This is a genomic window from Sphingomonas sp. PL20, from assembly GCF_017875905.1.
GTDB classification, from domain to species: domain Bacteria; phylum Pseudomonadota; class Alphaproteobacteria; order Sphingomonadales; family Sphingomonadaceae; genus Sphingomonas; species Sphingomonas echinoides.
In genome coordinates, this window is sequence record NZ_JAGINH010000003.1 from 1 (window position 1) to 11466 (window position 11466).

Annotated in this window: 9 protein-coding genes and 1 pseudogene; 2 read left to right on the forward strand and 8 right to left on the reverse strand. The window is 63.6% G+C overall.

Translation table 11 applies throughout. The annotated features are described in order from the left end of the window. Positions 1-69: 69 nt before the first annotated feature. From H4W01_RS22030 to H4W01_RS22065, 8 genes are all read right to left on the reverse strand, one after another. Positions 70-3048: a Tn3 family transposase gene (locus H4W01_RS22030; RefSeq protein WP_209609318.1), complete on the reverse strand. Its 2979-nt coding sequence runs from the start codon at positions 3046-3048 to the stop codon at positions 70-72. 4 nt (positions 3049-3052) lie between these two features. After that, positions 3053-3637: a recombinase family protein gene (locus H4W01_RS22035; RefSeq protein ID WP_066659028.1), complete on the reverse strand. Its 585-nt coding sequence runs from the start codon at positions 3635-3637 to the stop codon at positions 3053-3055. 335 nt (positions 3638-3972) lie between these two features. Further along, positions 3973-5004: an HlyD family secretion protein gene (locus H4W01_RS22040; RefSeq protein ID WP_209609316.1), complete on the reverse strand. Its 1032-nt coding sequence runs from the start codon at positions 5002-5004 to the stop codon at positions 3973-3975. Positions 5005-5009: 5 nt separating this feature from the next. Next, positions 5010-6086, reverse strand: a complete 1077-nt coding sequence (locus tag H4W01_RS22045; RefSeq protein WP_209613559.1) for an MFS transporter — start codon at positions 6084-6086, stop codon at positions 5010-5012. A gap of 170 nt (positions 6087-6256) precedes the next feature. Then, positions 6257-7228: an ExeA family protein gene (locus tag H4W01_RS22050; protein ID WP_126849568.1), complete on the reverse strand. Its 972-nt coding sequence runs from the start codon at positions 7226-7228 to the stop codon at positions 6257-6259. Further along, a complete protein-coding gene (locus H4W01_RS22055; RefSeq protein WP_126849569.1) occupies positions 7228-8889 on the reverse strand; it encodes an IS481 family transposase in 1662 nt (553 codons plus the stop codon). The genes H4W01_RS22050 and H4W01_RS22055 overlap by 1 nt, the downstream gene beginning before the upstream one ends. Beyond that, the gene (locus H4W01_RS22060; RefSeq protein WP_126849570.1) at positions 8889-9533 is read right to left on the reverse strand and encodes a recombinase family protein; all 645 of its coding nucleotides are present in this window, start codon (positions 9531-9533) and stop codon (positions 8889-8891) included. The genes H4W01_RS22055 and H4W01_RS22060 overlap by 1 nt, the downstream gene beginning before the upstream one ends. A gap of 156 nt (positions 9534-9689) precedes the next feature. Then, positions 9690-10235, reverse strand: a complete 546-nt coding sequence (locus H4W01_RS22065; RefSeq protein ID WP_126849571.1) for a hypothetical protein — start codon at positions 10233-10235, stop codon at positions 9690-9692. A gap of 312 nt (positions 10236-10547) precedes the next feature. Between H4W01_RS22065 and H4W01_RS22070 the strand changes: the two genes are divergently transcribed. Together H4W01_RS22070 and H4W01_RS22075 are read left to right on the forward strand one after the other, a co-directional pair. Further along, positions 10548-10889, forward strand: a complete 342-nt coding sequence (locus tag H4W01_RS22070) for a Tn3 family transposase (protein ID WP_209613561.1) — start codon at positions 10548-10550, stop codon at positions 10887-10889. Between the two features lie 52 nt (positions 10890-10941). Then, a pseudogene (locus tag H4W01_RS22075) lies at positions 10942-11220 on the forward strand (Tn3 family transposase); the annotation flags it as partial. Between the last annotated feature and the right edge of the window lie 246 nt (positions 11221-11466).

Here is an 11466-nt window from a genome sequence, read left to right on the forward strand (position 1 = left end):
CTCGATGTAGGCGCGGATCGAAAATTTGGCGGCATTGGGGTCGGTACATAGAACGGACCCAGATATACGCTAAGGTTTCGCCGGACCTTCGACGGCGTGCACCTGGCGAAGCGGCCTGAGGGCGGACGATGGCGCATCGGGGTCGGTCCAAAGATAATCGCCGGTGAGGTTGATGTGCTGCCATCCGAGCGGCGAAAGGTGTTGCAACAGGTCCGGCGGGATCGACCGGCCGAGACTGGCAAGATGCATGCGGGCGGCTTGCAGGTAGGTCGTGTTCCACAGGACGATAGCACCGGCGACGAGGTTGAGCGCGCTCGCCCGATGGGTCTGGGCTTGCAGGGCGTGATCACGGATGCGGCCGATCCGGTGGAAGAAGATGGCGCGTTTCAGAGCATTTTCGGCCTCACCCTTGTTGAGTTCGCGGGTTGCGCGGCGCCGCTGTTCGGGCTGCTCGATCCAGTCGAGTGTAAACAGGGTGCGCTCGACGCGGCCGATCTCGCGCAGTGCCAAGGCCAGGCCATTGGCCCGTGGATAGGAGCCGAGCCGTTCCAGCATGATCGATGCACTCACGACGCCGGTGCGGATCGAGGTGCCCAAGCGCAGCACGTCGTCCCAGTGTGCGGCGATCAGGGCCTCGTCGATCCTGCCCGCGACCAGCGGCGCGATATCTGGGCCAGGTTCGATTCCGTTGAACAGGTGAAGCCGGCGCGCGGCGATGTTAGGGATGCGCGGCGCGAACCGGAATCCAAGTAGATGGCATAGCGCAAACACATGGTCGGAAACGCCCCCACCATCGACGTGATGCTCCTCAATGTGCAGATCGGCACCATGATGGAGCAGCCCGTCCAGCACCTGCGCCGCCTCGCTTGCGGATGCGGAGATGACGGTGGAATGAAACGGCGCGTAGCGATCCGAGACATGGCTGTAGAAGGAGACAGCAGGCTCCGCCCCCTTGTGCGGATTGACTGCGCCGGTCGCCTGAGCACGGCGATCAAGCAGGAAGTTCTGACCGTCCGAACTGGACGAGGTCCCGGACCCAAACAGGGCGGCGAGCGGCGCGGTGTGCTGGGCATTGACCAACCGGGCGAGAGCCCTACCGTAGGTTTCCTCGCGTAAATGCCATGAGGCGAGCCAACTGAGTTGGCGTTGGGTCACGAGATCGCAGGCTTCTGCCATGCGCTTATGGCCAAGATTGGTCGCATCGGCGAGCACCGCCGTCAGGATAGCGCGGGGTTCATCGGCAACCCGACCGCTTTGCAGATGCGTGAAGCACTGGCTGAAACCGGTCCATCGATCGACTTCAGCAAGGAGATCGGTGATGCGGATCGCGGGCAGATGGGCGTAGAGCGGCGCAAGGGCGCTATCCGCTTCATCCGGCGTGACCGCCTTCAACGGCGAAATCCGCAGCTTGCCAAGGCTGAGTTGTACGTCTTCCAGCGCGTCCGTCTCCGCCTTCCGCTCGACCTCTGCCAATCTCCGGGCGAGACGGGTACGCCGTTCGTCCAGCCAGGCACTGGCCGTATCGGGTGCCGGGATCGGCAAAGGGCCGGCTGCGCGCATGGTGGCAAATACCGGACTTGGAATAAGCTGTTGCTCGACGGCACGATAGCGTCTGCTTCCCTCGACCCACATGTCGCCGGCACGAAGCCTGTCACGAAGCTCGACTAGGACGCAAAATTCATAAACTCTGCGATCGGGAATGCCGGGGCCGATCGCGCGACGCCAGGCCTGCCGAATGAAGGCAACTGGTGTATCCGGCGGCAGTTTTTTCAGGCGACCTAGATGAAGGTCGCGCATGATAGCGACTGCTCGCGCGAGCGTATGGCAGGCCGGGACCGCTCCGAACGTGAACGAGGCGATGAACAAGGGACCGACCTGTCGGAGAACGGGGTAGTTGGTTGCGGCGACGGTAACGGGATCGACGGCATCGGGGCGGATCAGCTTGCGGGCTTCATCGACTTCACGGCCAAGATCATCCCATCCAACTGCGGCCTCGACCGCGGCGCCGATGTCGCCGCCCGACACCTTGGCAGTGAGCAGGGCATCGCCGAGCCGGGCAAGTAGCCGGATCTTACCGTTGATGTTGCGCCGGTCGCGCTTGAGCGCTGTGTCTGCGCTGTTCTGCTCGCGCCGAAACATCTGACCCAGCAGGCGGTCGAACATCAGCACCGCATCGTCGGTGAGCGTGACGATGGTTTCGAGTACGGTTGCCGCCAGCGTCGCACGGCGCCGCGTTGCTTGCAGCGTTCGGACATGTTGCGCCGTCAGCCGAGCCCCTTCCTGACAGAGGCGTCGCAGGCGTTCAGGATGTATGCCTGCCGCGATATCGGGATCGATCCCAATATCGCGCAGCAGAGCTAGCCGCCGGATGATGACGGCGAACGTCTTGCGACCGGGCTTGCCGGGCGGCTGCCGCACCCATCCGAGGCCGCTGAGGTTCGTGCCGGCGTGAGGCAGAAGAAGGGCATCAAGCAGACGGCGTTGCCCAGTCTCCAGCCCTCGGGTCAGATGCTCGGCGACATGGCGCTCGGCGTCGAGCAGCGCCTGCGCAACCATCCGTTCGACCGAACTGATGCCAGGTACGATGATGCGCCGTCGTCGGCACTCGCCTAGTAGCGACCGTGCCAGCCCAGCCCCGCTGGTCGTCGTCAGCGCAATCGGCAGCAGCCATTCCTGCAACGCCGCTCGCAATGGCCGGCTGAACTGTGTGAACCCAAAGCCCTCGCGCAGCGCATCGAGCTGTTCGTACCGGGTCGGGCCGCGCGTCGCATAATCGGCCAGCACCTCGGGCGCGATCTGCAATTGCTCGGCGACGAACGCGAGCGGCGTATCGGGGATCAATTCGCCCGGGCGCAGCAAACGGCCGGGATAGCGCAGCGCGCATAGCTGGATCGCGAAACCCAGACGATTATGCGGTCGCCTGCGGCGCACGATGATAGCCAGGTCATCCTCACTCAACGTCCAGTGCTGAACGAGCGTGGTTTCATCATCGGGAAGTGCGAGCAACGCCATGCGTTGCTCGTCCGACAGCACGGCGCGACGAGGCATTGGGTTAGGCTTTGGCGGGCGGCGCCCAACCGATCCGGGCAAGAGTGCCAATCAAGGTCGAACGCGGCACCTTGAAGGTGCGACAGACGGATGCCTTGCTTGCTCCGCCATCAAGCGCGGCAGTAATCCGTTCAAGGGTCTCAGTGTCGATCATGGGAGGCCGTCCACCCTGGCGCCCTCGACGCTTTGCAGCCGCCAGTCCCGCCATCACCCGCTCGCGCGTCAGCGCGCGCTCATATTGCGCCAGCGCGCCGAACAGCGAAAATAGCAGTTCGCCGTGCGGCGTGTTCGTATCCATCTGCTCAGTCAGCGAACGGAACGCGATGCCACGCGCCTTCAGGTCAGTGACGATCGCCAGCAAATGCGGCAACGATCGCCCAAGCCGATCGAGTTTCCACACGATCAGCGTATCGCCCGCACTCAGATAATCGAGGCAGTCCTTCAGGCCCGGTCGATCGTCGCGTGCTCCCGATGCCTTATCAGTATGCAAATTACGCGGATCGACACCCGCCGCGACCAGAGCGTCGCGCTGAAGATCGACAGTTTGGCGATCATCGGCCGATGACACCCGCATATATCCGACCAGCATGTACGACAAACCCTCAAAACCACTTTGTCGTACACTACATCAAAGCGACAGGGTTTGTCGACTATTCAGGCGCGGGATTGCCGACCAAAGCCGAGGGATCACCCAAGGGTGTCCGAAAACATGTGTTTTCCGACAGGTTAGACCCCGCAGGTCGCGCAACTCGCGCGCCATTGGTCAGGCCGGAGGAATGGCCGAATCCGGGGACCTGCCTGCCGGACAGCTTTCAGGGTCAGAATGATCGATAGCCACCGGTGCGCAATGGCGAAACCGCCGGGTCTTGACGCTCAGTTCGTGACGAACCGCTAGCATCCCATATCATGGCCGTGCCTCTGTCCTTAGTTGGTGGTGATTGTTGGTACGGCTGACATACCGACCCGCAGTCGACGAGCCTCGGGCTGGCCGTCGTTGAACACGATGCGGACAGCCAGGCGCTGAGTGATCTTGGTGAAGTTGCCAGTAGCATTCTCCGGCGCCACTTCTGCGAAGGACACGCCGGTCGCGGGCGCGATACTCTCGACGTGCCCCTTCAATTCGAGCCCAGGCAGCGTATCGAACCGCACAACCGCATGCTGGCCAGGGCGGATGCGCTCAAGCTGCGTTTCGCGGAAACGGGCCTCGACGTAGGCTTTTCGCAACGGCACGACCGCAAGAAGCGGTGCGCCGACAGTCACGAAATTGCCGACGCGCAGCGTGCGGCGACCGACAACGCCATCCACAGGGGCACGGATTTGCGTGTAGCTAAGATTAAGGCGCGCGGCATCGAGCGCGGCCCGAGCCTTGGCTACCGCCGCCTGCGCATTGGCCAGATCGGATTGCAGGATCGGAACCTGCGCGTGCGCCGCAGCGTGGGCAGCCGCATCGCGTCGGCGGGCCGCAAGATCGGCTTGCAGCCTGGAGGACGTTTCCTGCTGCTCCTGAAGGCTGGCCGAGCCGTCCTTCGCCAGATCAGCGTAACGCCGGGCGTTGGCCTGAGACAAGGCGACCGCCGCTTCGTCCGCATCGATGGCCGCCGCACTCTGGCCAATCACGCTTCCCTGCCGCGCGATTGTAGCCTGGATGCCGCGAGCATTAGCCTCGGCAGCACGCAGCTCGGCTTCTGCCGACGCGACCGTCACGCGGTAGTCGCGATCATCGATGACCGCGAGGAGCTGCCCTTTGCGGACCTGCTGGTTGTCCTCGACAAGCACGCGGTCGATCAGTCCGGCAACCTTGGGGGCAACGGTGCTGAAATCGGCCTGGACGTAGGCGTCATCCGTACTCTGGCTTGCCGCACTGCCCTCGCCATGCGCGAGCGCCCAGCCTCCGCCCAGCACGGCTATGGCAATGAGCCCGCCAGCTGCAATGCGGGCGCTTTTCGGCATCTTCATCGTGATCAGTCCTTGGTTTGCCGGGGCAGCGAGGGCGCCGGCAGATATTGGAGACAAAGGGTGGGAAGGATTAGCACCACAGCGATCAACGCCATGAGGCGGTAGAGATCGGCGATCGCCAAGGTGGTCGCCTGCACCTCGAAGCGTTCGAGCAAGCTATGTGCGTCGCCCAGACCGCCGAGCCGACCGGCACGGTCGACCATGCCACGCGTGTGCGCTGCACCTCGGTCGATCAGACCCTGCTGGATGATGACGCTGCCCAGGATCGTGGCGATCGAGCGGAGCATGTTGACGAGGCCGGACACGAACGGTCCTTCCATCGGTGCTGCCACTCCTGTGATAAGAAAGAGGAGCGGGATGACCACCAACGGCTGCCCGATGGTCTGGCAGACCTGGACGGTCCAGAACTGCTCCACCATCCATTCGCTGGTCACATAGCTGCCGAGAAAGCAGCCCACGGCGACGATGAACAGGCCGAGCGCCATCAGATGGCGGGCGTCCAGCCACTTCTTGTATAGAAGTGCCGAGATGATCGGCGCCAGCACGAGCTGCGGCAAACTGACAATCAAGCCAATCGGCGCGATCTCGCGCGGGCGGAAGCCCTGAACATGGACGAGCTGGTCGGCCGGGAGCGCGGAGCTTGCCAGCAGCACGATGAGAATGCTCATGAACACGATGAAGGCGAGCCAGAAATTGCGCCTCTCCAGCAACTGGAGTTTGATGAATGGAAGGTGGTGGAACCACTCGCTGATCAGGAAAGTCGCGAACAGAGCGGCACCGCTGATGAGGGCGGCGGCGATGGCGGGCGAGTGAAGCCAGTCCAGGCGCTCGCCTTCCAGCAAGCCGATGGCCAACAGCGCCAGTCCCAGCGGCCCGGTCGCAAACCCGAGCCAATCGATCTCACGAAAGCGCTCGGTGCGCACCGGGTCCTGCGGCAGGCCCCACCAAACCGCCCAGAGAGCGAGCAGGCCGGCCGGGATGATCTGCCAATAGACCAGACGCCAGTCGCCGAGATCATCCACCCAGGCGGACGCAAGCCAGGTGGCGAGGTTGGGCGCGAAGGTTGCCGTCAGCGAGTACATGTAGTGGCTTGCAATGATGCGCGGCCGGAACTGCAATAAAGGACGGTTTCCGGCTCACATTGCGTGAGACGGAAGGGCGCGGCAGACGCAGTTTCGTTGAGACGCAAATCACATTCGGTGCGACGGACGTGAGATGTTCGGCGATGGGCGCAGGATCGCGGACACGGCGGTCAAAGCGGCAATCCTGCTGCTCGCATATCGTCGGTCAGTTCGCGCGCACGAGCCGGGTCGAGTCCGCCCCGGAGCAATTGGCGGATTTCCGCCGGCTTGGCGTAGAACTGGTCCGCCAGGCTCTTCGTGTCGTAGCCGTGGCGGGTAAGCTGAGGTTCGAGGTCGTCGATCTGGCGTGAAAGCACACCCTCGACGGTCGCGGCGTCGATCGGTTTCACGCTGGCCTCGAACCCTGCCTCGAACGCCCGCACAAGATGACGGCCGATCTGGAGCGGGGTCTTGAGCTTGGCGGCGAGCAGGATCGCGGCATCCTCGGTCAGCACGGCATCGGGCTCAATCCCCGGCGACAGCGCAGTGCGCAGCGCCCAGTCGATGTAATCGCGCTGACGGTCGCGCAGACCGCCAAACTCGAACACCGTCGTCCGATCGCCGATTTCCTCCATAAGAGGGCGCTTGAGGTCGTTGCGCAGCTTTGGATGGCCGACGAGGATCACGGCAAGTTGACCGCCGCCCTCGGTGACAAGCTCGACGAGGCGCTTGAGCGCGGTCAGCGTTTTGGGATGGAGGTCGTGCGCGTCGTCGACGAACAGTGCGACCGGCCGCTTGGCCTTGCGGAACAGCTCCTGCAAATCGCGTTCGCGCCGTTCCGACTGGCTGGGGATCGAGACGGTCTTCTCCGACGAGAGGTCGTAGAACAGGGCCGCGACCAACAGCGGTACCGATATCTTGGCCTTCTCCAGGCTGAGCGCGCGCGACACGATCACGCGCCCCTCGCGCTCCAGCTCTTCGCGCAGTCGCCGCGTCAGCACGGTCTTGCCCGAGCCGATGGTGGCGGTGAGCGCAACTAGGCGTCCGCCATTAATCGCAGTCTTCAGATCATGGGTGAGCTGGGCATGATGCTCGGTCTCGAAGAAGCCGAGATCGACCGGAGGCCGGGCCAGTCCGTAATAGCGCATTACCTCGGTTTGCATCAGCCGCTCCGTCTATGGCCGGGCGGGAATCGCCTGCGGATTTCTTCCATCACCTCGGGCCTGGAGAGCGTGCGCGCGAGCAGCGCGTCGATGAAGGCGCGGTCCTCCTCGCAAAGCCCGCCCAGGGGCAGGCGCAACTCCTCGGATATGGCGAAGCGTGCCTTGAGCGGCGTGGCGAAGGTGAGTTCGCCGAACGGGTCGGGATCGGCAAATGGCCGGGCCGGCACAGGCGCGATCCCATCGGCAGGCTTGCGACCGATCACCACGATGTCATTCTCGCCCGTCAGGACCGAGCGGGGAATCCCGATTTTCGTTGCCAGCGCATCAACCCGATCCGCGCGAATCTCACGCCGGCTCTTGCGATGTTTGCGGTAGCGATGCAGCGGCACCGGCCCTCCGACCGGATCGAACGGTCCGTACCGCTCGTCGCCATATTCAACCCATAGCTCCTGGTCGAACAGCCCCCACCAGACGACGACCGTTTCGCCGGCCACCTCGGACGTGACCTCATAGGTAACGCCAGCGACGGTCAGGCGGCAGTCGAGCCCGACCTTGCGGCGTTCGGGCTCGCGGGCGAATGCACAATAGCGCTCCCAACCGCACATGGCGCGAATGCCGCCGTCGGGCAGATGCCCGAGCCAGTCGTCGATCCGGGAATGCGGCTCGCGACGATGATCGCCACCGTTGTAGGTGGCGATGTAGCGGGCCAGCCAGCGATTGGCCTCTTCCTCACTGGTGGGTTCGTGGAAGTGGTACAGCGTCTCGTGCGCTTCCTTGACGGTGCGGAACGGTCGCTCGACCTTGCCTTTGGCGCGCGCGGTAGTGCGGCGTCCGTCCGACCCTGCCGGCATGTGCGGGGTGACGGTGATCCCGAGACATTCCATGACCCGCTTGAACACGCTCGATTTGCCGACCGGGCCGCCATCGAGCTGGATGTTCTCCGGAATGCCTTCGAAGGGATTGTCCTCCTTCGGCGCCATCGCCCGGAACAGGAAGCGCAGCGCCGCCTCGGCATCCTCGCCGTAAACCAGCGCATATTCCTGATAGACGACGCCCGACCGGTCATCGACCACCGAGAACAGCATCAGCGTCGGTGCGCCGCCCCGATCGGGATCGATCCAGGTCGGGGCTTTCAACTGTTTGAGGTCCGACGGGCTCATGTCGAAATGCCAGAGCATGTTGGCGCGTTCGGCCTGATAGCGCACCGCAGTCGGCTCGCGCGTCATCCGCTCGGTGTCGTACCCGCGTTGCCGCATGTGGCGATTGAGCGTCGAGGCCGCCAAGCGCCCTGACGGCAGCTTCACCAGACCGCGATCGGGGGTCTCGACGCCGTGTTCAGTGACGATTTCGAGGATACGTTTCGTCGAGAGGCGACGACCCTGCCGGTTGGTCGTGCGGCTCTTCATCGCCGCGACGACCTCGCACCACCACTCAATCTCGTCGGCAGGCATCGTCCGCGACAGACCACGATCGGCGCGGTGCGCGTCCTTCGGACGCCTCTCGCCGCGCAACAGCCGGTAGAGCGTGGCGCGGCTGATATCGTAGAGTTCGGCGGTCGATGCCATCAGCGGCTGCCGCTCAGGATGCCTCGCCGGAAGTGCCGCCAATCGACGCCGGAGCGTCACGATCGCCTCAATGGGGACCGTGACGCCCGCGCTCATTACGCAGCCTGGCTTTGTAGTTGCCGACTGGGACCAGCATCGAGCAACGCCTGCCCCGGCGCCTTGGGAGTGCCGTCGCCGTTGACGTAGACATAGAGCGTGGTGGTCGTGATTCCGAGCCGCTTGGCGACATCGGCTGCGACGGCACCCCGATCGGACATCGCCGCCATCGCCATCGTCAGCGTCGCCCGGTTCATCTTGCGCGGCCGACCGCCCATGCGACCGCGCGCGCGCGCCGCAGCAAGGCCGGCATGGGTGCGCTCGGCGATCAACTCGCGCTCGAACTCGGCGAACGCCGCGAAGATGCCGAAAGCGAGACGGCCATTGGCAGACGTTGTGTCGATCTGCGCGCCGGCACCGGCCAGGACCTTCAACCCGACCCCGCGCGACCGGAGATCCTCCGCCGTCGTCACGAGGTGACGCAGATCGCGACCGAGCCGGTCGAGCTTCCAGATGACGAGCGTGTTGCCTGGCTGGAGCGCCTTCAGGCAGGCGGTGAGTCCCGGCCGGGCATCATGCCGACCCGAGGCCATATCCTCATAGATGCGGGATGGATCGATGCCGGCCGCGAACAGTGCGTCGCGCTGCGGCTCCAGCGTTTGCGTGCCGTCCGACTTGGACACCCGGATATAGCCGATGAGCAATGCGTACCCCGCCAGAAAAGATCACCGGCATGGTGCAAGATGGCGCTGGTTTTCACAACGGGTTTTCTTGCTGTTTTCGGGCAGCCGGAAGCGGCATCGCCCGACCGCGAGAAAACCGCTCGTTTTCCTGGCGGTCCCGGCATCGGTTTCCGGCGATCAGGCTGCGCTACGGTTTTCCACCGCCTTGCAAATTCTTTCTGCTGTCGCCTTGAGCACCTGTTCCACCAAAGCCTGGGAACCGAGCGGTAAATCCGAGGATTTGAATTCGGATACTAATCGCGCGCAGCCGTCGGCCCAACTTCGCCTCAACTCCGTCAATCGCTCCGACAGGTCGCCTGTGCGACCATCAACGGCTGCCTGGGCCTCTCGCTCGAGTTCGGCGGCAGCGCGCAGCACGTGCACGAGCTTTGCTTTCATGGGCTCAGGCAACTCGGGTAAATCGCCATGGGGATGGCTGCCGGAGGCCATCATGGCCTGGTTCCGTTCCGAAACCTCCTCCATGATTCTGGCATAACGCTCAAACCCGGGAAAGCGGTCACACAGATCGCGTAACGCCCGGTCGCTTGCAGTGGTGTAGATGGCGTGCAGGTCCTGCATGTGGCCGATCATATGATTGGCCAGCGCGATCCCGGTGATTCCCTGCGCTTCAAGCTGGCGGACCCGCAGGTTAATGGCGGCAGCGATCCGGTTGGCATCGGTCATCTCGCACCCGTCCTTTCGCTGCAGCATCGTGAGCACGTCGCCTTCGACTGGAGGCAGCACCGCGTGATTGCAAGCGTCGTGCGGAGCGGACCATGCCTGCGGTCTGTCATGGCTTAGCAACCTCACAGGTCGAAAGGGCCACGAAGTCGCAACGTCATGGCGTGTCCGCGATCCTGCGCCGATCGCCGAACATCTCGCGTCCGTCGCACCGATTGTGATTTGCGTCTCAACCAATGTGAGCCTGCCGGCCCCTAACGTCTCACCCAATGTGAGCCGGAAACCGCCCTTTATTGCAGTTCCGGGCGATCATCATTGCAAGCCGCTACAAGTATCGAGACAAGCCGCAAACTATGGGCCGCCCGGCTTGATCCCCGACGCCGCACGGCATCGATTGGTACCTACACCCATATTCTCGACCAATGGGCAATCGCCTGGGATCAGCCGATCCTGCTCAATACCAGACAGGCAGGTGCCGCGATCGAGGGTGCCTTGCGCCACACTGGCATCGAGCGTCTCGCCGTCGATACTCATGGCTATACCCATTTCGCGGCCGGGATTGGCAAGGCGCTTGGCATCGCCCTGTGCGTGCGCCCCTCGGGCCTGGCTGATCGCAAGCTTTACCTGCCGCGCGGCTTTGCGTGTCCGAGGCGCTGACATCGTTCGCCCGTAGTACCATTGCACCGGGCACGATCATCAAGGCTATGATGAATTTCTGCGGGTGGCGGCGTCGCTGAAGCATGGCTGGTGCAGCGCAAGCTGGCTGATCGAACGCTTCGGAAGCGCGGCAAAAGGCAATCCTGTCTATGAAACTGGCGCTGCGATCGGCGCGCTTGTTTGCACGATCCACCTTTGCGACTATCTGTCCAACGAGGAGTTCCGGCGCATGATCCATGCCCTGCTCGCCCAGGGCGAAGCCGTCCACACTTTGCAGCGTGCTATCCATGACGGCCCCATTTCCGCCGCCCACGGCCGTTCATCCGAGTAGCTCGTAGCGATCTCCGGCACCCTCACCCTGATCGCCAATCTGGTTATATTCTGGAACGCACGGACATCGACGCTATCGTCGCCGAAGCACCCGATCAGTTCGATCAGACCCATCTCGCCCGCATCGCTCCGATCGCGCACGCCCACATCAACATGCGTGGCATCTTGCGTTTCAACATCGACCCTCACCGCGATGCGCTACTCGATCATGGCTCAAAAAACGCTCCCAGAGCCCAAGATTGCAGTC